The sequence below is a fragment of the Microbacterium sp. genome, assembly GCF_047605725.1.
Classification (GTDB): Bacteria; Actinomycetota; Actinomycetes; order Actinomycetales; family Microbacteriaceae; genus Microbacterium.
The window spans coordinates 1-24638 of record NZ_JASGFE010000048.1 but is presented as its reverse complement, the minus strand read 5'-3'; the positions used below and the strand labels follow the sequence as shown (position 1 = coordinate 24638).

Sequence of the window (24638 nt, the reverse complement as noted above, 5' to 3'; positions counted from 1 at the left end):
CTACCCAATCCCGCGAGACTTCACTGGTGCACCGAGACTGCATGCCCAGCGTGCAGTCTCGGTGCACGGATGGAGTCTCGCGGAAAGAGCCGGGGCGCGGGGCGAGCCGGGGCGCGGGCGAGCCAGGCGGGGGCGAGCCCGGGGCGCGGGGGCGAGCCAGGCGGGGACGACGAAGGCCGCCCACCGGGGCGGCCTTCGAGAAGTGCGATATACGTCGGGCGGCGTGCCTTAGCGGCGCAGCCCCAGGCGCTCGATCAGCGAGCGGTAGCGCTCGATGTCGATGTCCTGGAGGTAGCCGAGCAGGCGACGGCGCTGACCGACGAGCAGGAACAGGCCACGACGCGAGTGGTGGTCGTGCTTGTGCTCCTTGAGGTGCTCGGTCAGGTCCTTGATGCGCTGCGTCAGCATCGCCACCTGCACCTCGGGGGATCCGGTGTCACCGGGGTGCGTCGCGTACTCGTCGATGATCGCCTTCTTGACCTCTGCATCCAGTGCCATAGGGTGATCCCCTTCCTGCTTGTTGCGCGGTGCCCGACGGCTTCTCCGTGGGCTCTCTTTCTCCGCGGCCGATCCAACGGCAACCTGAAGAGCTTACCAGCAGAGCGGATGCCACCGCGCCCCGGTATCCGTTCCCACCACCTCGACGTCTCACAGCATCCCTGTAGGCCCGCTGGTTAGCCTCGACGGCATGGATGCAAAGCCGCAGACCCTCACCATCAAGACCGACGAGGGGTTGACGACCTACTCCCCCGAGGAGCTGCGCACGATGCGCGACGAGTTCCAGCGCTTCCTCCTCGAGTATCAGTTCGGGCTCCGCGAGGTCGAGACGAAGATCGGCATCCTGCGCGACGAGTTCCAGCTCATGCACGACTACAACCCGATCGAGCACGTGTCCAGCCGCGTCAAGACCGCCGACAGCCTCATCGACAAGCTCGTCCGTCGCGGCGTCGACCCGACCTTTCCCGCGATCCGCCAGCACATCACCGACATCGCAGGCATGCGGGTGACCACGAGCTTCGTCAAAGACGCCTACCGGCTGTTCGACCTGCTCACCCAGCAGGACGACATCACGGTGCGCATCGTCAAGGACTACATCGCCCACCCGAAACCGAACGGGTACAAGAGCCTGCACGTGATCGTCGAGGTGCCGGTGTTCCTGTCCACCGGCCGCGTCGACGTGGCGGTCGAGGTGCAGTTCCGCACGATCGCGATGGACTTCTGGGCGAGCCTGGAGCACAAGATCTACTACAAGTACGACGGGGCGGTGCCCGAGGGGCTGGTGGCGGAGCTGAAGGATGCCGCCGACTCCGCGGCCGCTCTCGACGCCCGCATGGAGCGCCTGCACGGCGAGCTGCACGGTCCGCGGCGGGGCCTCATGGCCGTGTGATCGGGCCGGCGGGCACGACCGGAGTGCGCGGGGCGTAACCTCGACGGGTGCAGTACACGGTTCGCGTCAAGCCCGGCAGCCGTCGGGGGCCGCTCGTGGAGGAGACCGCCGACGGGCTCGTGGTGCACGTGCGCGCGCGGGCGGCCGGCGGCGCCGCCAACGCCGGGGTCGTCCGTGCCCTGGCCGCGCACTTCGGCGTGCCGCCGCGCGACGTGGTCATCCGGCGCGGGCACGCCTCGCGCGTCAAGCGCGTCGAGGTCGACGCGTGAGGGGCCGGGGGACGACGCGGATGCCGCGCCTGCGCCGCGACCACTTCATCGATCTGCGTCCGTTCCGGGCGAGCCCGCCGTTCGCGCGGCTGTGGACCGGATCGACGCTGTCCGGGCTGGGTTCGCAGCTGACGATCGTCGCGGTCATGCTGCACATGTACGAGCTGACCGGATCGACCTTCGCGGTGTCGATGATCGCGGTGGCAGGCCTGGTCCCGATGATCCTCGCGGGCCTCTACGGGGGCATGCTCGCCGACGCGTTCGACCGGCGCATGGTGGCGCTGCTGTCGGCCACGATCACGTTCGTGTCCACGGCGCTGCTGGCCGGTCTCGCGTGGGCGCACCTGGAGTCGGTGTGGGCGCTGTACGTGCTGAGCGTGGTCAACTCCGCGGCGGGCTCGATCGTGTTGGCGGCCAAGTCCGCCATCACGCCGCGCCTCCTCCCCCGCGAGCTGCTGCCGGCGGCCGCGGCCCTCCAGGGCATCACCGTCGGCATCATGGTCATGGCGGGTCCCGCGCTGGCCGGCGTGCTCGTGGCGCTCGTCGGCTACGCGTGGACCTACACGATCGACGTCGTGCTGATGCTGTCGCTGTTCCTGGGACTGTGGACGCTGCCGAGCATCCGGCCCGAGGGCGTGCTCGTGCGCCCGGGGCTCGAGTCGCTGCGCGACGGCGTGGCGTTCCTGCACCGGGCCCCCAACATCCGCCTGCAGTACCTGCTCGACGTCGTCGCGATGACCTTCGGCCAGCCGATGGCGCTGCTCCCCGCGGTCGGGGCGGTGCTGCTCGGCGGCGGCGCGGTCACCACGGGCGCCCTCACCGCCGCGTACGCGTCGGGGGCCTTCCTGTCGAGCCTGTTCTCCGGTCCCATCGGACGCTATCGCTGGCATGGCCGCGGCATCGAGCGCGCGATCCTCGTGTACGGGGCATCCGTCGTCGCCTTCGGCGCCGTCCTGCTGGCGGCGACGTTCGGGGACTCCGCCGCCGTCGACGAGACGCACGCGAACCTGCCCCTGATCGGCGCGGCATTCGTGTGCCTCGCGGTGGCGGGCGGGTCCGACAACGTCAGCGCGATCTACCGCTCCACGATGATGCAGACGGCGGTGCCCGACGCCATCCGCGGGCGCCTGCAGGGCATCTTCATCGTGGTGGTCGCCGGCGGCCCGCGCCTGGGCGCCCTCTACGCGGGGGTGGTCGCGACGCTCACGACGCTCTGGTTCCCGCCGCTGTTGGGCGGGCTGGTCATCATGGGCCTCGTGGCCCTGCTCGTGCGGCTCACGCCGCGCTTCCGCGCGTACGACGCCGAGTCCCCCGTGCCCTGACCCGCCGCCCCTCCCCCCTCCCTCATTCGGGGGCGCGGCGGATGCCGGGGGGAAGGGACCGGGGGCAGCCGACGGCGAGCAGGTCGATGTCAGTCCGCGCGCATCGCCGCGGCCGGCTGCGCCCGCGCGGCGACCGTTGCGGGGTACAGGGCGGAGACACCGCCGCTGACGACTCCCGCAGCCAGCCCCAGCACGATGAGCGAGCCGTCGAGCACGGGCGTCCAACCTCGCGCAGCGCAGACGACCACGAGCGCCGTCATGCCGGCGGCGACCCCGGCGATTCCGCCCGCCAGCCCGATCGCGACTCCCTCGAAGGCGAACATGCGCCAGACGGACGCCTTGCTCGCGCCCATTGCTCGCCGCAACGCTACCTCGGTCCGGCGCGAGCGCACCGACAGGTACATCGCGGTCGCCGCGCTCAGGCTCGCGAGGACCAGCATGACGACTGCGATGAGGCCGATCAACGCGCCGAGATCGTCGGCGACGCCGCGCTTGAGGTTGCGCAAGTCGGCGACCGGGGCGACCTTGACGCGCGCTGGCTTGTCCGGACTCACCGCCGCGGGGAGCGCGTCCGCCACCGGAGCCGGGTACCCGCTCTTCGTCCTGACCACGAGCTCCAACGGCTGGGTGTGCAGACGATCCCTCATCCGCGGGCTGAGGAACACCGTGTTCGCGGCGAGAGGATCACGTCCGCCCGCGGTGACGATTCCCACCACGTCGACGGGGCTGCCGTCGACCCAGATCGACCGCCCGGGAGCGGCTCCGGCGACGCCGAGTGCGGCCGCGGCATCCGCCCCGAGAATCGCCGACTCGGCACCCCAGGCCGAGACGAGCAGGTCTGGCGCGCTCGCCGGCGCGACGGTCAGCTGCATGGCGTCGACGTAGCCGGCATCGGCGAGAACCACTGGCCCCTGGAAGACCGACTGATCGCGAAAGAGGCCCGGAGCCAGCAGTGTGATCCGCGCATCCTGCGCCGCCGCGTTCCAACGCCGCCCGACGCTCGACACCCCTTCGAGTGCGGCGACGCGGGCGATCGTGTCAGGGCTGTCGGCGAGTTCATCGTCCACGGTCACGATCACCTCGTCCAGCGCCGCGGTCGCCACGCGCTCGGCGACCTGGGCCGCGGCGCTCTGGTTCAGCCCGAGGGAGAGGACAAGACCGCCGACCCCGAGCAGGAACGCCAGCAGTAGCACCATCGCGCGTGCCGGCGCGCCACTGTGCGTCGAGATCGCCTCGCAGGCATCGGCCAGCACCTGCCCGGATCGACGGGGGCGTGCGATGGATGCCGGTGCGACGGACAGCGGCACCGCCAGGCCTCGTTCCGTCGGACTCCGCGCCACGGTGTCGTCGGTGACGCGCCCGTCGGCGAGCCGGATGACGCGATCGGCCGAGGCCGCCACGACCGGGTCGTGGGTGATGATGACGACCGTCGCACCTTGCCGATTGAGCTCCGTGAGGTGCGTGATGATGCGGGCCGAGTTCTCCGAGTCCAGTGCCCCGGTCGGCTCGTCGGCGAGGATCAGTGCCGGCTCGGCGGCGATGGCTCGTGCGATCGCGACGCGCTGCTTCTCGCCGCCCGACAGCAGTCGCGCCGACATGGCCGCGCGGTGCGAGAGACCGAGCCGATCCAGCGCGCTGCCGACGCGGGCCGTCTGTTCAGGCAGCGGCAGCCCTCGCACCCCCAGCCCGAGGGCGGCGTTCTCGGCGGCCGAACGGAGTGGGAGCAGATGCGAGGATTGGAACACGAAGCCGATCGCCCGCGACCGCAGGCGATCGGCCTCGCGTCCGGCAAGCCGCGAGACGTCGATGCCGTTCAGCCGATAGGTTCCCTCGGTCGCGGTGTCGAGCAGACCGAGGATGTTGAGCAACGTCGACTTGCCCGACCCCGACGGTCCGACGATCGCCACGAACTCCCCGACCGAGATCGAGAAGGTCACGTCATCCAGCGCCCGGATCTGGCCGGCGTCGTCGAGGTACGACTTGGTGACGCCGTCGAGCTCGAGCAGCGCGTCGGTCATGGCGCGACGCTCACGAGGTCGCCCTCCGTGAGGGCGTCAGTGGGCGCCAGCGCGGCCCAGCCCGAGGCCTGCGCCATCACGCGCACGTCCACCCGGCGCGCGGGGTCATCGGCACCGGCATCCACCAGCACGTAGGAGACAGCGCCCTCCTGGCGGATGGCGATCACCGGAACGGCGAGGGTCGGTTCCGCGGCGGTCACGTCCTCGACGAGCGCGGGACGTCCCGCCGCCGCGTCGGCGGCGAGCGCGGCGGGGATCGTCACCGTGACGTCGACGCCGATCGCGCCGGACTCGTCGGCGACCGGGGCACCGACCGACGCGATGACGGTCTCGGCGGGGGCACCCGCACCGAAGGACAGTCGTACCGGCTGCCCGGGTTGCAGCTCCTGCGCCTGGATGACCGTCGCACGCGCGACCACCACAGGAGGCGTCGTCTCGATCTCGACGAGTGGGGTCTCCCCGCCGAGACGGGTGCCGACAGGGGCGACCGACGCCACCGTCTCGCCACCGTGGGGAGTCCCGATCAGCTCACCGATGACGACGGCCGAGCCATCGAGCTCGTAGCCCCTCGCCTCGTACCACGCCTCGACGGCCCACAGGCTGTGCTCCTCGAACTCGTGGTCGACGTAGACGTCGTAGCCGAGCGCGGCGAGGAAACTCTCCATCGCCTCGACGTCGGCGCCGACATCGCCCACGGCGATGTCACGGTAGAGCGGAATGCTCGCCGGCACCGCCAGCCGCGGCCGCCCCGAGACCTCGCCGACGACGTCGCCCCAGTTCAGCGGGCTGCCGACGCTCGCTGTCACCCGGCTGACGACCGCGACGCCCCCCGGCGCCGTGGCATGCAACGCCAGGCGCGCGCCCTCTCGATAGGCGCCGGGCAGGCGGAGCTGATCGGCCACGACGCGCTCCTCCACCGGATAGGTCACCGGGATGGTGTCCGGCGCCTGAGCCGCCGCGCGATCGGCCGGGTTCACCAGGACCGCCCCAGCGACGAAGGCACCCGCGATCAGCGCGACCATCAGGATCACGAAGGCGATCACGACGCCCGGTCGGCGGACGCGGCGGAGCCGGAACCCGCCCGTCTCGCTGCGCCCACCTTTGTAGACCATCAATTGGGCGACGCTCGAAACTCATCGACGTCTTGGAGAACTCGAGCGAGCCGAGCCTCAACGACGGTAGCTTTTTCTCTCAGAGCCACCAACTGCGCCTCGCGTTGATCGATGTACGCGGCCTGGTATCGAGCAAGCACGTTATACAGCTGCTGGATCGCCCCCGTCTCCACCCCGCATTGCGCCGCCACAACGGCCACCCTCACAGCATCCACACTCGCGTCGGACTTGGCAGCGTAGGCAGAGCTCGGCAATTGAGTCGCCTCGTCAACAACGACACCTTGTCGCTCCATACACTGAGTCCGCTCGAGAAGGGCAGCCTTCCCCTGATCTGAACTCAAAGTCGACCGGTAAGACTGGATATAGATCTGATAGTCGACATTGCTGGTGCTCTCGATGAAGGCCAGTTCCTGTTGAAGGAGCACCTGGGTCTCATCCCAGCAGGAGGTGAGTTGCTTGTTGTAATCAACCCCACGCGACACCGTCTCGATGCGGAAACCCTCTCGAGTTGTCGGATCGAGAGCGGCACCATACCGACTAGCAAGGGCGACACTCCACCTCCCGAAGATGCGGTCCTCGTCGGGCGCGACGGGCGGCCAGTCCACGTCATTGCTGACTGTAGGGTAGCCATGCTCTGACAGGCAGGCGTCGGTGACGGCCCAGATCGCGCGCAGATGCATGTCTGCGAGTCGAGGTGTCACCGCGCGAACGTTGTCAAGCGGCATAACTACGGTGCCGGCCTCGAAGTCTAGGTGAGCCTCGACATCTGCATAGTCGGCCAGATCAACCGGAGTGAAAGCAGCGCCCACTTCGTCGCTTTTCCCGCTGCACGAGCTCGACACCATTAGTGCAAGCACAAGCACACCTATCGACCAGGCCCGGGCATGACAGCGCGAACCGCGTCGCCTGCTGCGGTGCGCGGATCTCTCGACGTCGAGCATCGGACTATTTAGTACACGCTGCTCGCCATGTCGTTGAAGTTCTGGTCCACGAGATTGGACTTGTTGCTGCTCCACGTCGGCGTCGCGGCTCCCCCGTAGTTCCATTCCGTGTCGAGGGTGTCGCTCCGAGACGGGCCGTCCCTGGCGATCTCACCCTTCATCCGGTCATGTCACTGGGGCAGGAATCCTGACACGTCCCAGGCCGTGTACAGCACGACTGCGCCCGCGGGGATCTTCCCCAGCGGGCCGGACAGGAAGTATTCGGCACCGACGATGCGGCCGGTCTCGAGCGAGAGGTGGAGCGTCTCGCGGGCATCCGAGACCTGGACCGTCGTAGCTTCCAGAAGAACGACGGGCCGTCCCAGGCGGTCGGTCGCGGTGCCCATGACCCGCAGCCCCGGCGCGTCCTTCAGCAACCTCAGAACCTGCGCCTGCTGCGCGTTCGAGAGTGTCAGAGAACGGAATGCGCCGCTCACACCTTGAAATACCTCCCATGCTGCCGGATCCTCCGACACGCGTAGGACCGCTCTCAACTCGTCGACGGAATCACCCAATTCGAGACCGTCGAACGGTGTCTCCAGTTCACCCTGCGTGTAGGTCGTGTCATCCACGACCGTGTCGAACCGAGGTACCGCGCGATCTTCCGACGTCGTCGTGGACCCGTCCGAACGGTACGACGGGGCGCTCATCGTCACCACCCGCCCCGACCCGTCTGCTGCCCAGGAGAACCGAGTGATGTGGGGGTGGACCATGGGCTCGGCGGGCCCCCACTTGTCGTCGGCTGGGCTCACTTTCCACCAGATCGACAGAGCCTCGCGCTTCGCTTCCGTCGGGCCGCCTCCCTCGGAGAGCAGGTCGATCGCCGTGTCGAGCACCTCGTCTGCGCTCTCATCGATCGCCGTCACACCCAGCGGGTGCGGCGCGGTCGCCACTGCGTCGGACGGCCGCAACAGCGACATCGCGACGACGCCCCCGACCACCACGAGCGCGACGGCGGTCGTGACCGAGAGCAGCCGTCGGCGCACTCGTCCTCGGGGGGCGCGGGTGCTCGCGGGCTGCCGCCGTCGCCCGCGCCGATGCTGAGCCTTGTGCGGTGTGGTGCCGACTTCGTCGGGCGCCCTTCCTGCATCCGTGATGAGCCGCAGCAGCTCCTCCTCGCGCTCCGACAAGGGGCCGTCCGGCACGTCTTGCAGGGGATCGAGAGACGCGACGAGCGCATCCAGCTCCGCGTCACGGAGCCTTGACACAGGGAATCGTCCCTCAGCCATAGATCCTCACCTCCGCTCCTTCCTCCAGGTCGTTCGAAGGCCACGCCGCACGCAAGGCAGCACGGGCTCTGCTCACACGCTGCCATGCCGCCTGTTCGGTGCAGCCCAGCACGATCGCGGCCTCTGCCGCCGACAGCCCGTCCCAGATCGTCAGCCGCAGCACCTCGCGATGACGTTCAGGCAGTGCAGCCCACGCGGCGTCCAACTCGCGTAACCGCGGATCGTCCGCGTCGTCACCGTAGACGACGACGTGGTCTCGAAGCGCGACACGCTCCCGCTCGGACAGTCTCGCTGTCTTGGCGATCAAGATGCCTGCGGCGCGGATCAGCCAACCGATCGGATGCGGGTGATCTGCCGGCAGCTTGCGATACGCCAGCTCGAAGACATCCGCGCAGATGTCCTCCATGTGTTCAGCAGTCATCACTCGACGGCGCACGAAGCGGCGGACCGTCCCACGCGTCTGGTGGTAGAGCGCGGTGAACTCCGCGGCGGACAGCGTCATTGCGCTCCTCTCGCCCGTCAGCACCTTCACTTGACTATGTTCGAGACTGCCCGATCCTGACACTTTCGTCAGGAACCTCGTCCTCAATACATGTTGGAGAGCGGATGCCGTGGCATCCGCTCTCCGGATTGCGAGGGACCCGAGGTCAGCCGACGGCGAGCAGGTCGATGATGAAGATCAGGGTCTTGCCGCCGAGGAAGTGGCCGCCGGCGGGGCCGTAGGCCAGGTGCGGCGGGATCACGAGTTCGCGGCGTCCCCCGACCTTCATGCCCGGGATGCCGTCCTGCCAGCCCTGGATGAGACCGCGCAGCGGAAACTGGATGCTCTGCCCGCGACCCCAGGAGGAGTCGAACTCCTCGCCGGACTCGTACTCGACCCCGGCGTAGTGGACGGTCACGGAGTCGCCCGGCTTCGCCTCGGCGCCGTCGCCCACGATGAGGTCGCGGATCACGAGCTCGGTGGGGGCAGGGCCTTCGGGGGCGTCGAACTCGGGCTTGGTGCGGTCGTCAGTCATGCGCTCCATCCAACCCGAGCGATGCGGAACGGTCAAAGCGGACGGCATCCGGACACACCGCGAAATGCTTGACACCGCCGCGGCGGCGGGGACAGAATGACGGCACAGACCAACTCAGCGCTCGGGAGACACGCAGGCATCGCCGCGGCACCGGGCGCTGAGTCTTGTCAGCGGGCCGGCACCGCGACTTCAGCGGGCCAGCACCGCGGCGCGCGCGGCGACAGCACGGGTCAGATGCACGCGCTCGTCCGCTGCGGCGGCCGGGTCGCGCCCGCTGAGTGCGCGCTGCCGGGCCGCGGCGAGCGCCGTGGCCTCGGCGATGAAGGCCCGCATGGCCGGGGAGCGGTCGCCCGGCAGGGTGCGCGCCCACGCGATCGCCTGGCGCCTTCCCGGACCGGTGGCGAGCATGCCGACCTCCGCCGCGGTGAACCAGCCCGCCGCTGCGTAGTCGGAGAGCCTCGTGCGGGTCAGTCGGGCCTCCTCGCGCCGCAGCAGCACGACCCCGCCGACGAAGACGAGGAACAGCGGTACCTGCAGCGTCGCGTAGACGGCGAAGAAGTCGGCGAACACGGCGGAGCCGTTCCACACCGCGTGCAGGGCCGCCGCGGCCGCCAAGCCCGCCAGCCACGGGCCGAGCGCGCCGCGGACTGCCACCCCCTGCCGGGCGGCGCGTCCGAGCGCATAGCCGGTCACGGCGGTGAACATCACGTGGGCGAAGGGCGACATGATGCCGCGCAGGAAGAAGGTCAGCGCCGTCTCGGGGATGCCGCCTGCGAGGCTGGAGGAGAAGTAGAGGATGTTCTCGGTGAAGGCGAACCCGGCGCCCACGAGCGCGCCGTAGACGACGCCGTCGACGGGACCGTCGAACGCGCGCCGCGCGACGACGAACACGATCAGCACCCCGAGACCCTTCGCGAGCTCCTCCACGATCGGCGCCTGCACGACGGCGGCGAACGACTCCCGCACCGGATCGGATGCCGGGCCCAGCACGAGCGTGAGCAGCAGATCGACCCCGAGGGCGATGACCACGGCGGCGATCGCGCCCCACGCCGCGGCGAGCACGAGGAGGGAGCGCGGCTCCGGCTCCCATCGGTCGACGATGCGCACCGCCAGCAGCACGCCCGCGAACGGCACCAGCGCGAGGGCCGCGCCGATCGCCGACGCGGCAGGTCCCACGAAGGTCAGGAGGTACGCCACGAGCGCGATGAGCAGCACGACCAGAATGCCGAAAAGCCACACCGGGGCCACCCGCCCCCGGCTCGCGGGCACCGGCAGCGACGCCGCGGGCGGTGCAGGGGGCACGAGCGCCGGCGTCCCGGGGCGGGGCTGGGACAGCGGCGAGGGGAAGGCCATGGCGTTCAGCCTAGGCGTCGCCCCTGACCGGCCGGACGGGACGGGTAGCCTGGGAGGATGCGTTTCGCCCAGGTGAGCTTCGCCGGGGCGACGGAGCCGCAGCTGACCGTCGTCCGCGGCGACCGCGGGCGACTCGTCGCCGAGTTGTTCGACGGCGCGCCGCACACGCTGCAACGGCTCATCGAGGGCGGCGACGAGCTGCTGGCCCGCGTGCGCGAGGCCGTCGACGCTCCGTCGTCGCGGCACGCCGACGACGATGCGGACGGGCCGTGGCATCCGCTCGACGGCGCGGCCTTCGCGCCCGCGGTGAGCACTCCCCCGGTGGTGCTCGCGGTGGGCCTGAACTACGCCGCCCACTCCAGCGAGCTGGGACTCGAGGCCGACACCGCACCGACGGTCTTCGTGCTGTGGCCGAACTCCCTCGCCGGCCACGACGGCACCACGACATGGCCGCGGGCGCTCAGCGAGTCGGTCGACTACGAGGCCGAGCTCGGCGTCGTGATCGGCAAAGCCGCCAGGAACGTCGTGGCCTCGGACGCGCTCGACCACGTGTGGGGCTACACAGTGGTCGATGACATCACGGCACGCGACATCCAGTTCTCCGAGGCGCAGTGGTCGCGCTGCAAGTCGTTCGACGGGTTCACGCCGGTGGGCCCGGTCGTCGTGACCGCCGACGAGATCCCCGACCCGCAGGACCTGCACATCTGGGCCGTCGTGGACGGCCGCACCGTGCAGGACGCCTCGACGGCGCAGATGATCCGGCCGGTGGCATCCCTCATCGCGCACCTGTCGGCGTCGGCGACGCTGCTGCCGGGCACCCTCATCTCCACCGGCAGCCCGGGCGGGGCCGGCTACTCGCGCGACCCGCAGATCTTCCTGCGCGACCGCTCCACGGTCACCGTCGGCGTCGACGGTATCGGCGCACTCACTACGCACTGCCGCATCGTCGGCTGACCGGGGCGCTCCTGCCCCGCTCGACACCGCCCCGCGGCCGAGTCACTTTCCCCGCGCACGAGTCACTGCCCTACCGCCGAGTCACTGGTCTCCAGCGCAGTGACTCGCGTATAGAGCAGTGACTCGCGTGGGGAAGCAATGACTCGCGAGGCGGATGCCGGGACTCAGGCCCGGGCCGTCGAGCAGGCGCGGGCCACGCGGATGCCGTCAGCTCAGGCCGCTGTAGACGTGCAGGCCCTTGAAGAACATGTTCACGACCGTGAAGTTGAACATCACCGCGGAGAACCCGATGATCGCCAGCCACGCCGACCGGTTGCCGCGCCAGCCGCGCGTCGCCCGGGCATGGATGTAGCCCGCGAAGAGCACCCACACGACGAAGGTCCACACCTCCTTCGTGTCGAAGCCCCAGTAGCGGCCCCACGCGTCGTTGGCCCAGATGGCGCCCGCGATGAGCGTGAAGGTCCAGAACATGAACCCGACGATCGCGAAACGGTAGGCGAGCGACTCCAGGGCGTCGGCATCCGGGATCGTGCGCAGGAACCGCGGACCGGTCTTCGCCGACGGGTCACCCGCGGCGGCGAGCATCAACCGCTGGCGCCGCGCCTGCAGCAGCTGCAGCACCGAGAGCGAGAACGCCAGCGCGAACAAGGCTGTGGCCAGCGATGCGACGAACACGTGGATGACCAGCCACACGCTCTTGAGGGGGTCGGCCAGGGGCGTGACGACCACGTACAGGTTGCCCACGAGCGTGCCGCCGAGGAGGACCACCACCAGCCCGGTCATGAACGAACCGAGGAAGCGCAGGTCGTAGCGCAGCAGCACCACGAGGTACACCGCGACGATGAGCATGGTGCCGGTCAGGGCGAACTCGTACATGTTCGACCACGGCACACGCCCCGCGGCGATGCCGCGCGTGATGTCGGCGCCGACGTGGAAGAGGAAGCCGAGCACCGTCAGCGACGTGCCGATGCGCGCCCATACGTATCGCGGGCGCGCGGGCTGGGCCTGCAGCACGGACGGGGCCGGTGCCGCCTCGTCGACCGGCGGGCCGCCGGCGCCGACGAGCTGCCGGACGACGACGGCATCCTTCGCCTTCACGGCGAGGTCGGAGCGGCGGGCCAGGTCGACGGCGTAGGCCACGAACGCGAGCGCGTAGACGGGGACGGCGGTCCACACCAGCAGCACCGACACGGCATCCAGCGTCAACCCTGTTTGCGGCATGGCCGTCAGTCTACGCGGATGCCTCCGACACCGGCACGGGGAAGGCGACGCGCAGCGCGTCCCCGTGGTCGCGCACGAGCTCGGCGACCGCGGTCGCGATCGCCGGGTCCTCGCCGCGGGCAAGGCCCGCGTACTCCAGCCGCAGCCCCGCGCCTTGAGGGCTCGCCTTGACCCACAGGCGGCGGCGCGGCACGAACAGCGCCGCGAGCAGGCCCGCCACCGCCAGCGCCGCGAACGCGAGCACCCAGGGCGCTCCGACGTCGCGGTGCACCGACAGCGACACGAACCGCTTGACCGACTCGGCGGCGCCGTCCTGCGTGGCATCCTCCAGCGTGATCGTGCCCCACCCGTTCGGCAGGTCGGCCGTCTCCCCCGGCGCCAGCTCGATCGAGGAGGCGTCGGTGCCACGACCGGTGAGCTTGTCCATGCCGGTCGGATCCAGCGTGTACACCGAGCGCGGCGTGCCGTCGTCGATGCCGAGATCGCCGGCGTACACGTCGAGCGTGAGCACGGGGTTCACGAGGGCCCCGTAGGCGGAGGTGAGCGCACCCTCGTGCCCGTTCGCCGCGGTCGGGTAGAAGAAGCCGACCAGGCCCAGCTGCTCGGGCAGTCCGTCGGGGAGCTTGACGACCCCGAGCGAGGTGAGGTTCGCATCCTGCGGCAGGAACGGCACCGACTCGCGGTAGACCACGTCGCCGGCGGCATCGCGGACCGTGATCGTCGGGGCGTAGCCGTTGCCCATGAGGTAGATGCGATCGCCGGCCAGCTCCAGCGGATGATTGACGCGCACGACGCCGTCCTTCGCCTCCTGCCCCGGCTCGCGCGTGGTGAGGTGCGCCGCGAAATCGCCCGCCTGCCCCTGGCCGGGCTCGCCGACCGGCGTGTAGGTGACGTCGAAGCGATCGAGGGTCAGCGAGTACGGCGGCAGGCTCTCGGTGTCGACGAAGCGCCCCGGGTTGAAGGAGGTGTAGCCCAGGCCCAGCGAGTTGACGAAGCTGTCGCCCTCGACGATGACGGTCTGCCCTGTGTAGGTCAGCCCGCCGCCGATGCCCACCGCCAGCAGCACGCCGACCAGAGCCCCGTGGAAGACGAGGTTGCCGGTCTCGCGCAGGTACCCGCGCTCGGCCGACACCGACGCCACGGCGCCGCGGTCGTAGCGCTCGATGCGGTAGCCGGCCTTCTTCAGGTGCACGGCGGCGAGGTCGACGGCCGTGGCAGCCGCAGCGGCGGCATCCGTCCCCGCGGGAAGCTCCATCGTCGCCTCGGCGTGGTCGTCGAGGCGGCTCAGCCGCGCAGGAGTCCGCGGCGGCCGCGCGCGCAGCGCGGCCTGGTGGTGGCGCGTGCGCGGGATGACGCACCCGATGAGCGAGATGAACAGGAGGATGTAGATCGCCGAGAACCAGGCCGACGTGTAGACGTCGAACAGCTGCAGCGTGTCGAGGATCGGGAACAGGTCGGCGTTGTCGGCCTTGTACTGCGCGACGCCGTTCGGGTCGGCGCCGCGCTGCGGGACGATCGACCCCGGGATCGCCGCGATCGCGAGCATCAGCAGCAGCACGAGCGCGGTCCGCATGCTCGTGAGCTGGCGCCATCCCCAGCGCAGCCAGCCGACGAGGCCCAGTCGCGGCTGCACCGGATCGCGTCCGCCCGCGCCGTCGACGTGATCGTCGGGCCGCAGCGGATCGCCGACGCTAGAGCGGGAGCTCGACACTTCCGATCACCGCCCCGAGCTGCGACATGAGCGCGGTCCACACGCCGGTGACCATGAGGATCCCGAGGACCACCAGCAGTCCGCCCCCCACCAGGTTGAGGGTGCGAATATGCCGTTTGAGGAATGTGACCGAGCGCGCGGCCCAGCCGAAGCCCACGGCCAGGAGCAGGAACGGGATGCCGAGACCCAGCGAGTACGCGACCGCCAGAAGCGCCGCGCGGCCAGGGTCGGCCTGGGTGATCGAGATCGACAGGATCGCCGCCATGGTCGGGCCGATGCACGGCGCCCAGCCGACGCCCATCGCAACCCCCAGGAGGGGCGCGCCGACCAGCCCCAGGTTCTCGCGCCGCCGCGGCCGGTACGTGCGCTGCGCGAAGCCGAACACCCCGACGAAGACGAGTCCGAGGAGGATCACGACGCCGCCGAGGACGCGCGCGACGAGATCCTGGTACCGGATGAACAGCTGGCCGAGAGTGCCGCCGAGCACGAAGATCGCCACGAACACGACCGTGAAGCCGGCGATGAACAGCGCCACGCCGAGCAGGAGGCGTCCGCGGGTGCGGGAGGGTGCGGCATCCGTCGTCGCCCTCGCCGCCGACGGTGTCCCGCCGTGGGCGAGGGGCCGTGGCGAGACCGCGCCGCCGAGGAAGCCCAGATACCCCGGCACGAGCGGCAGCACGCACGGGGAGAGGAAGGAGACGAGCCCGGCGAGCATCGCGATGGGGATCGCGAGCCACAGGGCGCCGTCGAAGACGATCGCACCCGGGTTCACGGCGCCTCCGCGAGGGTGTCCCGGATGATCGTCTTGAGGATCGGCGCCTCGCGCAGCTGTCCGATGAACCGCGCCGCCACGCGCCCCTGCCGGTCGAGGACGAGCGTGGTCGGGGCGGCCTGCACCGAGGCCGATGCCGCCAGCGCCAGCTTGAGGTCGGCGTCGCTGCGCGCGAGCAGCGACGGGTAGGCGATGCCGTAGGTCGTCTCGAACGAGGTCGCCTGCTCGGGGCCGTCGTAGATGTTGATGCCGAGGAAGTCGGCGCCCTCCGGTTGGGTCGCGGCGTACGCGTCGGTCAGGAACGGAGCCTCGGCGCGGCACGGGCCGCAGCCCGCGTACCAGAAGTTCAGCACCAGCACCTTCCCGGCGTAGTCGGCGCTGGAGATCTCGCTGCCGTCCACCGCGGTGCCTGCGAAGACGAGCGGCTCGCCGCGGTCGTCCGCGGAGATCTCCTCGAAGGTCCCATCCCCAGCGATGAAGCCCTTGTTGCTGCCGCTGCGGTATTGCTCGGCCAGTCCGTCATTCGCGCTCGTGCACCCGGCGAGCGCGACGGCGAGCCCGATCGCGACGAGGGCTGCCGTGACCTTCTTCATGCCGCCCCGACCGCTCATACCGCTCCCACGTCGAGGGCGTCCTCGCTCGCGGCCGGCTCGGCGTAGGCGACCTCGTGCCACCGCCCGTCGCGCAGCTCGAAGCTCGTGACGCTCGACAGCGCGCAGCGACGCCGACGCGGGTCGTGCCGGAGCGGCTCCCCCACGACTGCGAGGTGGGTGATCCAGATCGGCAGCTGATGGGACACGACGACGACGTCGCCGGACGCCGTACGCTCCCAGGCGTCGCGCATCGCGGCATCCATGCGCTCGACGATCTGCACGTAGGGCTCGCCCCAGCTGGGGATCGCGGGGGAACGCAGATGCCACCAGTTCAGCGGGTTCAGCAGGGCGCGCCGCATACGCCGCCCCTCGAAGACGTTGGTCGGCTCGATCACGCGCTCGTCGACGAGGGGCTCGATGCCGAACAGCTCGGCGAAGGGGTTCGCCGACTCCCGGGTGCGCAGGAGCGGCGAGCACACGAGCGCGCCGACGGGGCGCCCGAGGTCGTGCACGTGCTCCGCGGCCTGCCGCGCCATGCGGCGCCCGGCCGCGCTCAACCGGTAGTGCGGCAGGCGCCCGTACAGCACGCGTCGGGGGTTGTGGACCTCCCCGTGGCGCACGAGGTGAAGGCGGGCGGCGGGCACCCGCCAAGTCTACGTGGCGCGGGTCGGGGCGCCCGGCCTGAGCCCGCGACGGACGGCGCGGGCTCAGGCGGGCACGCCGGCGCTCGCGATCGCCGCGCCGACGAACCACGAGCCGACCACGAGCGGCACCGCCGCCAGCGGCAGCCAGAAACTCAGACGTCGGCGCACGAGGCGCACGATCGACACCACGATGACCACGACGAGGACGATCCACGGCAGCACGACGGCGGTGAGCATCCCGATCCCGATGAGCGTCGTGTCGCACGCGACCGCCCCGCACGGGTCGGAGGCCATCGCCAGGAAGAACCCGAAGTACGACACGATCGCCGCGAGGGCAGCCAGCAGAAGCAGCAGCACCGAGGTCAGCACGATGTCCCACACCCGCGCGGTCGGTCGCGGCGTCGGCGCGTGCGCGGTCGGATACGGCGGACGGTGCACAGAGCTCACGCCCGCATCGTAACCCGCCGCGGCGCTAGCGTTGGCTCGTGATCCACCGCGAGCGCCCGGCACCGGCCGGGCTCGAGGATGCCGTTTCCCGGCTGTGGTACCTGGAGGCGCCGCGCCTGCGCCGCTACGAGAAGATCCTGCCGCTGCCGTTCGTCCACCTGATCGTGAACCTGTCCGAGCCGTATGCGCTCCACGACCGCACCGGTGCGGCGATGCCCGTCTCGAGCGCTTTCGTCTCCGGCATCCAGGACGAATACCTCGTCATCGAGTCGCCGCCGCTCATCCGCCACGTGGGCGTCGAACTGCTGCCGGGCGGACTCGGGGCGATCACGGATGCCGGGGGTCCCGCCGTCGCGCGCCGCGTTCAGGACGCTCGCGCCGTCGTTCCCGGTGCCGACGAGCTGGTCCGCTCGGTCGTCGCGCACGTCGCCGAGCCGGAGCGCGCCCTGGACGCGCTGACGTCCTTCATCCGCGACCGCACTCGCGGATGGCGACCCGACGCGGTCGTCCAGTACACGCTGCGGTCGCTCCGCGAGGAACCGGACCGTCCCCTCGGGGAGGTCGCCCGAGGGGCCGGAGTGTCGCATCGCACGCTCATCGCGCGCTTCCGCGCCGCGACGGGACTGACTCCGCGGGCGTTCGCGCAGGTGGACCGGTTCCATCGCTTCGTCGGCGCCGTGCACGAGGCCGGCGGCGCGCCGGACTGGACCGCACTCACCGGAGCCTCGCGCTACTACGACCAGCCGCACGTGATCCGCGCGTTCCGCCGCTTCTGCGGATGGACGCCGACCGAGTATCACCGCCGGGTGGCGGAGTTCGGGCCGGATGCCGCGCACTTCGTGCCGCTGGACGAGCTGCCCGGCGCGCTCGGTCAGGCGCGCTCGTAAGCCTCGCGCAGCCAGCCGAGGAGCTCGTCGTCGACGTCGTCCACGGCAGCGAGATCGACGCGATGGGTGCACATGCCGCCGGCCGCCTTCAGCCGCGCGGTGGGCTCGGTGCCGCGCAGGTTCAGCCCGACGCTCACCCGTGCGGCACTGGGCGCCTCGACGAGCGCGAACTGCTTGCGGCGGCGGAACGAGACGCCGGTCTTCTTCGGTGCGACCTCGACGTCGCCGCCGAGCGCGGTCAGCTCGGCGCGCAGCCGTTCGTACACCGGACGCAGTGCGGCCTTGCGCCCGGCGTACTGCGCGTCGACCAGATCGGCCGCCGTCGGGGCGGCGCCCCGTGAGCGATGGAGCGTCACGATCAGGTTGGCGTAGCCGTGCGAGACGCCGTGCTCGGCCTTGAGGAACGCGATCGCCGCGCCGTGCCTGTCCAGGCCGGCGGCATCCAGGACCTCGAACCACTCCTCCCGCGTGCGCCCGGTCCTGGCGGGGAGGTTGTCGATCATCGTCTGCGTCGCGGCGTCCACGTCCATAGCGGCACGCTAAGGCGCGCGCCGGCCCGCGCGATTGTACGGATTTGACCGCCGCTACCACCGGCCGAGACGTGGCAGCCGCGCAATGCTGCCCGCACAAAGGCTGATTCGTCCGCAGAGGCCCGCACACGGCCTGGAACGCGACATCCAGCCTTGATCCGGGCACCATTCCGACGGAGACCGTCGCGGGCGTCGCCCTAGACTCGCGGAATGAGCGACGACATCGCGGACATCGGCTGGGAGCCCGCGCGCGAGGCCAACCGCGCGAACTGGAACGATCGCGTTCCGCTGCACGTCGACGCGTACGGGCTCGACGCGTTCGACGACCCGGAGCACCTGTCCGACGTCGTGCGCACCGACCTCGTGGCGCTCGGAGCGTTCCTCCCCGACGGCGTCGCCGGCCTCGACGTGTGCCATCTGCAGTGCCACATCGGCACCGACACCATCTCGCTCGCGCGCGCCGGAGCCCGGGTGACGGGCGTCGACTTCTCCCGCCCGGCGCTGGATGCCGCGGCCGCGCTCGCCGACCGGCTCGGACTGGAGGCGACCTGGGTCGAGTCCGACGCACTGGAGGCGCGAGCGGCGGTCTCCGGGGACTTCGACCTCGTCTACACCGGCATCGGTGCGATCTGCTGGCTCGCCGATCTGGATCGCTGGGCCGCGCAGGTCGCCGCACTGCTGCGCGGCGGCGGGCTGTTCTACATCCGGGACGGTCATCCGATGCTCGACGCGATCGACGAGACGCGAGATGAACTCGTACTGCGCTACCGCTACTTCGGCGACGGGCGGCCACGACGCTGGGATGAGCCCGGCACCTACATCGGTGACGGCACCGTCGAGCACACGACGTGCTACGAGTGGCCGCACCCGGTCTCGGAGGTCGTGGGCGCGCTCATCGGCGCGGGCTTGCGCATCCTCCGCCTCGAGGAGGGACAGACGTTGCCCTGGAGATTCGCGCCACGGATGGTCGAGACCGACGGCGGCTACCAGTGGCCGGGCATCGAGCGCGATCTCGTGCCGTGCACCTTCACGATCGTCGCCCGCAAGGACTGACCCGCCCACACCCCGCCGCCCTGCAGACGGTCGGCTCCCGGCCACGCGAGTCACTGCCTTGCACGCGAGTCACTGTGTCGCAGCGCAGTGATTCGATGCGGGAGCAGTGACTCGAGGCGGGCGCGCGAGGCGGGGCAGGCGGGCGCGCGTGGCATACGCGCACGTAGGATGGTCCCTCGTGAGTGAACGCGTTCTCGTCCAGCAGTTGCAGGCCCGCGAAGACGGCCCGGTGTCGGTGTCCGGCTGGGTGGAGACCGTCCGCGATCAGAAGAAGGTCCAGTTCGTCATCCTGCGCGACGAGACCGGCGCGGTGCAGCTGGTCAACCCCGCCACGCGCGAGCTCGCCGAGGGGGCGGATGCCGCGGCCCAGGCATCCCTCGCCCTCACCGAGACCATCTCGGCCCTCACCACGGGCACCTTCCTGACCGTGACCGGAACCCTCAAGCACGACGAGCGCGTCAAGCTCGGCGGCGTCGAGATCAAGGTCGGGAGCCTCGACGTCGCGGCATCCGCCCTGCCCGAGACTCCCATCGCCGCCGACAGCGCGCTGGACAAGCGCATGGACTGGCGCTTCCTCGACCTGCGCCAGCGCCGCAACAACCTCGTCTTCCGTGTGCAGACGACGCTCGAGCACGCGATGCGCACGTACTGGGTCGAGCGCGACTTCATCGAGGTGCACTCCCCCAAGCTCATGGCGAGCCCCTCGGAGTCCAACGCCGAGCTGTTCTCGCTCGACTACTTCGAGGACAAGACCGCCTATCTCGCGCAGAGCCCGCAGTTCTTCAAGCAGATGGCGCAGGTCGCCGGCTTCGGCAAGATCTTCGAGATCGCCCCCGCCTTCCGCGCCGACCCGTCGTTCACGAGCCGGCACGCGACGGAGTTCACGTCGATCGACGCCGAGATCAGCTGGATCGACTCGCACGAGGACGTCGCACGGATGCAGGAGGAGCTCCTGCAGGCGGCGTTCCAGGCCGTCAAGGACAAGCACGGCGCCGAGATCGAGGAGCTGTTCGGCGTCGAGGTCGTCGTGCCGTCGCTGCCGTTCCCGCGCATCCCCCTCGCCGAGGCCCGCGCGGTCGTCGCCGCCCGCGGCTACGAGATCCCGCGCACCGACGGCGACCTCGACCCCGAGGGCGAGCGGCAGATCTCCGCGCACGTGCTGGAGACCTACGGCCACCAGTTCGTGTTCATCACCGACTATCCGCCGTCGATCAGGGCTTTCTACCACATGCGCGACGAGCAGACCGGGCTCACCAAGAGCTACGACCTGCTCTTCCAGGGCGTCGAGATCACCACCGGCGCGCAGCGCGAGCACCGCGTCGACCTCCTCGTCGAGCAGGCGAAGGAGAAGGGACTCGACCCGGAGCACCTCGACTTCTACCTCGACTTCTTCCGTTACGGCGCCCCGCCGCACGGCGGGTTCGGCATGGGGCTCGCGCGCCTGCTCATGCTGCTGCTCGGGCAGGAGTCGATCCGCGAGGTCACGTTCCTCTTCCGCGGGCCCACGCGCCTCGCCCCCTGACGAGCCACCCCTCTCGACGGGCGGAGCGGATGCCGTTAACCTGAGCCCCAGCCGGCGAGGACGCCGACACGAACCGAAGGGGGCCACGATGGCCGGCAAGTTCGAGTTGTGGGTCGACAAGGGCGGCGACTGGCGCTTCAACCTGAAGGCGGCCAACGGCCAGGTGATCGCGACAAGTCAGGGCTACTCGGCGAAGGCGAGCGCCCTGAACGGCATCGAGTCGGTCAAGACCAACGCCCCCGGCGCCGAGATCGTCGAGATCGAGAAGTAGTGCGGGCGGCGGTCGCCGCATCCGAACCGCGGCGGCGGCGTGGCGGCTACACCTCGAAGTCGACGGCCATGCGGCCGGAGACGATGCTGCGGACGAAGCCGACGAGTTCCTGGTGCGCCGGGTGCACCTGGTAGTCCTCCAGCCCCTGCAGGTCGTCGACGTCGACCACGAGCGCGACGTCGCTGTTCCCGTCGGGGTACGCCGCGTTCACTCCGGCGCTGAGCGCACGGATCGACGGCACCACGCCCACGAGCGCGTGCAGCCGCCGGACGAGCTCGGCGGCCTGCGCGTCGCGCGTCTGCGCGTCGTCGGCGGCCAGCTTCCAGAGCACGACATGCCTGATGGTCATCGGTTCTCTCCTCCGGTCGGGGCGTGCTCGATCAGGGCTGCGCGCAGCCGGTCCGGCGACACGCGCCAGTGCGCGTGCAGGCGCCCGTCCACCAGCACGACGGGGATCTTCTCCCACCACTGCGCATACAGGTCGGCGTCGTCGAGGATCGAGAGCTCCTCGACGGTCACGGCATCACCGGGAAGCTCGGCGACGACGGCATCCACGATCTCGCGGGCGACGTCGCACAGATGGCAGTCGGGCTTGGAGATGAGCGTCAGCGTGCGCACGGGGCATCCTTCCTCGGTCGGCAGACACGAAGCGCCCGTCCGGAGGACAGGCGCTCGGTGCGGATGCCGCGACTACTTCTTGTTGCGGCGCTGGTGGCGAGTCTTGCGAAGCAGCTTGCGGTGCTTCTTCTTCGCCATGCGCTTGCGGCGCTTCTTGATGACAGAACCCACAGAGAACCTCACTACGTCTGGAGTCCGGGCGCGAGGGCTCGCGCCCGGAAACGGGCAGGATCGAAAATGCCTCGGATCAGTCTAGCCGACGTCGGCGATCGGCCGCTGCAGGGCCTCCGACACCGCGGACTCCAGCACGCGGTAGCTTCGCCCGAAGCGCACGGCGGGCAGCTCCCCGGCATGGATGAGCCGGTAGACCGTCATTTTGGACACGCGCATGAGGCCCGCGACCTCCGCGACGGTCAGGAAGCGCACCTCGGCAAATTCGGCCATCGAACCCCTCATTCCCCAGTTGACTGCAACTCTAGGGGTCAGCAGTGACGCCTGTAAACCTGTGGGACCACTGTGATTGTTCTGAGCGGTACATGTGCCGGCCGCGTTCGCTCCGGAGGACACCACGCCGGACGGGTTCCGGTGGTTCGCGATGGCCCTGGTCGCTGGGTTGGCCCATCCGGTCGAGGATGCCGGCATCCGCGACACATCGCGCCAAGCGAAGCCCGCCGCAGCGCCGGATCCCCGAGCACCCCGGAGTAGGGTGGGCCCGACCCCTTGACGACGAGAGGATCCGACATGGGCGTGCTTCGCGACGATTTCATCTGGGGGGCCGCCACCGCCGCGCACCAGATCGAGGGCGGCAACGTCGGCAGCGACTTCTGGGCGGTCGAGTACTCCCCCGGCGGCCCCTTCGCCGAGCCCAGCGGCGACGCGTGCGACTCGTACCACCGCTATCCGGAGGACATCCGGCTGCTGGCCGAAGCGGGTCTGAAGGCATACCGGTTCAGCATCGAGTGGGCCCGCATCGAGCCGGTGCAGGGCGTGTTCAGCCGCGCCCAGCTGCTGCACTACCGGGCGATGATCGACGAATGCCACCGCCGCGGCGTCCTGCCGATCATCACCCTGCACCACTTCACCAGCCCGCAGTGGTTCACCGAGGGCGGGGGGTTCGGCCGGCCAGACGCCGCGGAGCTGTTCGCCGTCTATGTCGAATACGTCAGCGGCATCCTGCACGACGTGGAGTGGATCGTCACGATCAACGAGCCCAACATCGCGGCCCTGTTCGCCGCGGCGTTCACGCGCCCCGCGGAGGTGGACGCGCCGATCTCGGTGCAGATGGCGCTCGCGGGCGGCCCCGACCCGGAGTTGGCGCCGCGCCTGATCGCGATGCATCACGCGGCGCGCGACGTGCTCCGCGCGCGGACGAACGCGAAGGTCGGCTGGGCGATCGCCGCGCAGGCGTTCATGCCCACGCCGGGAAACGAGCAGAAGTGGCAGGAGGTCTTCGACCAGTGGGAGGGCGTCTTCTACGACGCCGCGGACGGCGATGACTTCATCGGCATCCAGAGCTACACCAGCCAACCCGTCGACGAGCACGGGCCGGTGCCGCATCCCCCGCACCCCGACAACACGCTCACCGGCTGGGCGTACCGCCCCGACGCCCTGGAGATCAACCTGCGTCGCGTGTGGGAGCTCAAGGGCATCCCGATCCTCGTCACCGAGAACGGCATCGCCACCGACAATGACCGGCGACGGATCGCCTACGTCACCGGTGCCATCGAGGGGATGCGCGCCGCCGTCGCAGCCGGTGTCGACGTGCGCGGATACTGCTATTGGTCGCTCCTGGACAACTACGAGTGGGGCAGCTATGGCCCCACGTTCGGGCTGATCGCGGTGGACCGGGAGGGTGACTTCGCCCGCACCCCGAAGCCCAGCCTCGCGTGGCTCGGCAAGGTCGCGATGCGCGGCGGGGAGATCACCGGCTGATCACCCGGCGTGCGGAAGGCGCGAACGCTGCACGAGGCGGAGCGCTCCGGCGATCGCGCACGCGACCCCGATCGTCCAGGGCGACGAGGAACATCGAAGGGACTTCGGTGCGGTGGCCGACAGCGCACTCGGAGATGCGCTGACCGATTGCCGACGAGGGAGCGGAGCCTGGAAGCGGATGGCGACAGGCACGCGTGCGACGCGTCGATCAGCGCCGCGTGCCCGGCGCGCCCTTCAAGGGTCGACCTGCATCAGCAGGCCGCACTCCGAGAGAACCTTCGAATGTCGGAGGGTGGTGGGATGCTGTTCATATGGGAGTTCTCGAAGACATCAGCGGCCGGGTTGCGGCGCTCGGCGTGTTCGCGGAACTGAACGTGGATGCCGCGGAACTGCCCGCGTCGGCGGTGCGGCTCAGCGATGCGTCGGTGCGGGATGCGTTGGGGATCGTGGCGGGCCTGGAGAAGCGGGTCACGATGCTGCAGTCGGTGCTCGTGGGCGTCGCCGCAGCCCGGTCGGGGCGCGACCGGGGGCATGGCGGGCTCGTGCAGGGCACCGGGCATCGCAACACGGTCGAGTTCGTGCGGGACGTGACGGGGGTGTCGCGGGGTGAGGCGATCCGGGCGGTCAAGGTCGGGGAAGCCCTCCTGGACGGGCACGGCGACGGGCACGGGCACGCCGCCGACCCAGGGGCGGCGACGGATGCCGGGGCGGGTGGCGCGGACGGCACGGATGCCGGGGCGGGCGCTGCGGCCGGGGTGGACGCGGCGGCGTTGCCGTGGCATGAGCCTCTGCGGGTC

29 protein-coding genes and 1 pseudogene are annotated in these 24638 nt (G+C 70.4%); 10 read left to right on the top strand and 20 right to left on the bottom strand.

Annotated features, from left to right (window positions below):
- Nucleotides 1-228 precede the first annotated feature (228 nt).
- A complete protein-coding gene (gene rpsO, locus QM641_RS10375) occupies nucleotides 229-498 on the bottom strand; it encodes a 30S ribosomal protein S15 (RefSeq protein WP_347345190.1) in 270 nt (89 codons plus the stop codon).
- A gap of 190 nt (nucleotides 499-688) precedes the next feature.
- Between rpsO and QM641_RS10370 the strand changes: the two genes are divergently transcribed.
- Genes QM641_RS10370 through QM641_RS10360 form a run of 3 tightly spaced genes read left to right on the top strand, consistent with a single transcriptional unit; the run spans nucleotide 689 to nucleotide 2978 of the window.
- Entirely contained in the window at nucleotides 689-1387 is a 699-nt protein-coding gene (locus QM641_RS10370; protein WP_415116153.1) for a GTP pyrophosphokinase, read from the top strand.
- 47 nt (nucleotides 1388-1434) lie between these two features.
- Nucleotides 1435-1656, top strand: coding sequence for a DUF167 domain-containing protein (locus QM641_RS10365; RefSeq protein WP_415116151.1), 222 nt, complete (start codon nucleotides 1435-1437; stop codon nucleotides 1654-1656).
- Nucleotides 1657-1676: 20 nt separating this feature from the next.
- Nucleotides 1677-2978, top strand: a complete 1302-nt coding sequence (locus QM641_RS10360; RefSeq protein ID WP_415116149.1) for an MFS transporter — start codon at nucleotides 1677-1679, stop codon at nucleotides 2976-2978.
- Nucleotides 2979-3067: 89 nt separating this feature from the next.
- Here QM641_RS10360 and QM641_RS10355 read toward each other — a convergent pair whose 3' ends face one another.
- The 8 genes from QM641_RS10355 to QM641_RS10320 form a co-directional block, all read right to left on the bottom strand.
- Entirely contained in the window at nucleotides 3068-4996 is a 1929-nt protein-coding gene (locus QM641_RS10355; RefSeq protein ID WP_415116147.1) for an ATP-binding cassette domain-containing protein, read from the bottom strand.
- Nucleotides 4993-6111, bottom strand: a complete 1119-nt coding sequence (locus tag QM641_RS10350) for a hypothetical protein (RefSeq protein ID WP_415116145.1) — start codon at nucleotides 6109-6111, stop codon at nucleotides 4993-4995. The genes QM641_RS10355 and QM641_RS10350 overlap by 4 nt, the downstream gene beginning before the upstream one ends.
- Nucleotides 6108-7049 (bottom strand): hypothetical protein, encoded by a 942-nt coding sequence (locus QM641_RS10345; protein WP_415116143.1) that lies wholly within the window; start codon nucleotides 7047-7049, stop codon nucleotides 6108-6110. The genes QM641_RS10350 and QM641_RS10345 overlap by 4 nt, the downstream gene beginning before the upstream one ends.
- 8 nt (nucleotides 7050-7057) lie before the next feature.
- Nucleotides 7058-7210 (bottom strand): hypothetical protein, encoded by a 153-nt coding sequence (locus tag QM641_RS10340; protein WP_415116141.1) that lies wholly within the window; start codon nucleotides 7208-7210, stop codon nucleotides 7058-7060.
- 9 nt (nucleotides 7211-7219) lie between these two features.
- Nucleotides 7220-8233 (bottom strand): hypothetical protein, encoded by a 1014-nt coding sequence (locus QM641_RS10335; RefSeq protein ID WP_415116139.1) that lies wholly within the window; start codon nucleotides 8231-8233, stop codon nucleotides 7220-7222.
- A gap of 76 nt (nucleotides 8234-8309) precedes the next feature.
- Entirely contained in the window at nucleotides 8310-8849 is a 540-nt protein-coding gene (locus tag QM641_RS10330; RefSeq protein ID WP_415116137.1) for an RNA polymerase sigma factor, read from the bottom strand.
- A 115-nt stretch (nucleotides 8850-8964) separates the two neighbouring features.
- Nucleotides 8965-9333, bottom strand: a complete 369-nt coding sequence (locus tag QM641_RS10325) for an FKBP-type peptidyl-prolyl cis-trans isomerase (protein WP_415116135.1) — start codon at nucleotides 9331-9333, stop codon at nucleotides 8965-8967.
- 189 nt (nucleotides 9334-9522) lie between these two features.
- Nucleotides 9523-10686: a PrsW family intramembrane metalloprotease gene (locus QM641_RS10320; RefSeq protein WP_415116132.1), complete on the bottom strand. Its 1164-nt coding sequence runs from the start codon at nucleotides 10684-10686 to the stop codon at nucleotides 9523-9525.
- 57 nt (nucleotides 10687-10743) lie between these two features.
- Here QM641_RS10320 and QM641_RS10315 point away from each other — a divergent pair, with 57 nt between their 5' ends.
- Nucleotides 10744-11640: a fumarylacetoacetate hydrolase family protein gene (locus QM641_RS10315; RefSeq protein WP_415116130.1), complete on the top strand. Its 897-nt coding sequence runs from the start codon at nucleotides 10744-10746 to the stop codon at nucleotides 11638-11640.
- A gap of 207 nt (nucleotides 11641-11847) precedes the next feature.
- Here QM641_RS10315 and ccsB read toward each other — a convergent pair whose 3' ends face one another.
- From ccsB to QM641_RS10285, 6 genes are all read right to left on the bottom strand, one after another.
- On the bottom strand, nucleotides 11848-12861 hold the full coding sequence (gene ccsB / locus QM641_RS10310; protein WP_415116128.1) for a c-type cytochrome biogenesis protein CcsB: 1014 nt from the start codon (nucleotides 12859-12861) through the stop codon (nucleotides 11848-11850).
- A 10-nt stretch (nucleotides 12862-12871) separates the two neighbouring features.
- Nucleotides 12872-14572: a cytochrome c biogenesis protein ResB gene (locus QM641_RS10305; protein WP_415116126.1), complete on the bottom strand. Its 1701-nt coding sequence runs from the start codon at nucleotides 14570-14572 to the stop codon at nucleotides 12872-12874.
- Nucleotides 14553-15344: a cytochrome c biogenesis CcdA family protein gene (locus tag QM641_RS10300; protein ID WP_415116124.1), complete on the bottom strand. Its 792-nt coding sequence runs from the start codon at nucleotides 15342-15344 to the stop codon at nucleotides 14553-14555. Before QM641_RS10300 ends, QM641_RS10305 begins: the two co-directional genes overlap by 20 nt.
- Nucleotides 15341-15955, bottom strand: a complete 615-nt coding sequence (locus QM641_RS10295) for a TlpA family protein disulfide reductase (protein WP_415116122.1) — start codon at nucleotides 15953-15955, stop codon at nucleotides 15341-15343. Before QM641_RS10295 ends, QM641_RS10300 begins: the two co-directional genes overlap by 4 nt.
- Entirely contained in the window at nucleotides 15952-16581 is a 630-nt protein-coding gene (locus QM641_RS10290; RefSeq protein WP_415116119.1) for a histidine phosphatase family protein, read from the bottom strand. Before QM641_RS10290 ends, QM641_RS10295 begins: the two co-directional genes overlap by 4 nt.
- Nucleotides 16582-16644: 63 nt before the next feature.
- Entirely contained in the window at nucleotides 16645-17028 is a 384-nt protein-coding gene (locus QM641_RS10285; protein ID WP_415116117.1) for a hypothetical protein, read from the bottom strand.
- Nucleotides 17029-17066: 38 nt separating this feature from the next.
- Here QM641_RS10285 and QM641_RS10280 point away from each other — a divergent pair, with 38 nt between their 5' ends.
- The gene (locus QM641_RS10280) at nucleotides 17067-17915 is read left to right on the top strand and encodes a helix-turn-helix domain-containing protein (protein WP_415116115.1); all 849 of its coding nucleotides are present in this window, start codon (nucleotides 17067-17069) and stop codon (nucleotides 17913-17915) included.
- Here QM641_RS10280 and QM641_RS10275 read toward each other — a convergent pair.
- The gene (locus tag QM641_RS10275) at nucleotides 17900-18445 is read right to left on the bottom strand and encodes a DUF4287 domain-containing protein (RefSeq protein WP_415116113.1); all 546 of its coding nucleotides are present in this window, start codon (nucleotides 18443-18445) and stop codon (nucleotides 17900-17902) included. The genes QM641_RS10280 and QM641_RS10275 overlap by 16 nt on opposite strands.
- Before the next feature lie 210 nt (nucleotides 18446-18655).
- Between QM641_RS10275 and QM641_RS10270 the strand changes: the two genes are divergently transcribed.
- The 3 genes from QM641_RS10270 to QM641_RS10260 all read left to right on the top strand — a co-directional run bounded on the left by QM641_RS10270 (nucleotide 18656) and on the right by QM641_RS10260 (nucleotide 21291).
- Complete coding sequence (locus QM641_RS10270; protein WP_415116111.1) at nucleotides 18656-19498, top strand: class I SAM-dependent methyltransferase; 843 nt, start codon at nucleotides 18656-18658, stop codon at nucleotides 19496-19498.
- 178 nt (nucleotides 19499-19676) lie between these two features.
- Nucleotides 19677-21020: an aspartate--tRNA(Asn) ligase gene (gene aspS / locus QM641_RS10265; protein ID WP_415116109.1), complete on the top strand. Its 1344-nt coding sequence runs from the start codon at nucleotides 19677-19679 to the stop codon at nucleotides 21018-21020.
- 88 nt (nucleotides 21021-21108) lie between these two features.
- Complete coding sequence (locus tag QM641_RS10260) at nucleotides 21109-21291, top strand: YegP family protein (RefSeq protein WP_415116107.1); 183 nt, start codon at nucleotides 21109-21111, stop codon at nucleotides 21289-21291.
- Nucleotides 21292-21337: 46 nt separating this feature from the next.
- Here QM641_RS10260 and QM641_RS10255 read toward each other — a convergent pair whose 3' ends face one another.
- The 4 genes from QM641_RS10255 to QM641_RS10240 form a co-directional block, all read right to left on the bottom strand.
- Nucleotides 21338-21640 carry a Dabb family protein gene (locus QM641_RS10255; RefSeq protein ID WP_415116105.1) on the bottom strand — a complete coding sequence of 101 codons (303 nt, stop codon included), beginning with the start codon at nucleotides 21638-21640 and terminating at the stop codon, nucleotides 21338-21340.
- Nucleotides 21637-21909 carry a glutaredoxin family protein gene (locus QM641_RS10250; RefSeq protein ID WP_415116103.1) on the bottom strand — a complete coding sequence of 91 codons (273 nt, stop codon included), beginning with the start codon at nucleotides 21907-21909 and terminating at the stop codon, nucleotides 21637-21639. The genes QM641_RS10255 and QM641_RS10250 overlap by 4 nt, the downstream gene beginning before the upstream one ends.
- A gap of 72 nt (nucleotides 21910-21981) precedes the next feature.
- Nucleotides 21982-22080: a 30S ribosomal protein bS22 gene (locus QM641_RS10245; RefSeq protein ID WP_003792170.1), complete on the bottom strand. Its 99-nt coding sequence runs from the start codon at nucleotides 22078-22080 to the stop codon at nucleotides 21982-21984.
- An 81-nt stretch (nucleotides 22081-22161) separates the two neighbouring features.
- Nucleotides 22162-22353 carry a helix-turn-helix domain-containing protein gene (locus tag QM641_RS10240; RefSeq protein ID WP_415116101.1) on the bottom strand — a complete coding sequence of 64 codons (192 nt, stop codon included), beginning with the start codon at nucleotides 22351-22353 and terminating at the stop codon, nucleotides 22162-22164.
- Between the two features lie 297 nt (nucleotides 22354-22650).
- Here QM641_RS10240 and QM641_RS10235 point away from each other — a divergent pair, with 297 nt between their 5' ends.
- Both QM641_RS10235 and QM641_RS10230 read left to right on the top strand, forming a co-directional pair.
- On the top strand, nucleotides 22651-23841 hold the full coding sequence (locus QM641_RS10235) for a glycoside hydrolase family 1 protein (protein WP_415116099.1): 1191 nt from the start codon (nucleotides 22651-22653) through the stop codon (nucleotides 23839-23841).
- Nucleotides 23842-24152: 311 nt separating this feature from the next.
- Nucleotides 24153-24638 (top strand): annotated as a pseudogene (locus QM641_RS10230) (hypothetical protein); the annotation flags it as partial.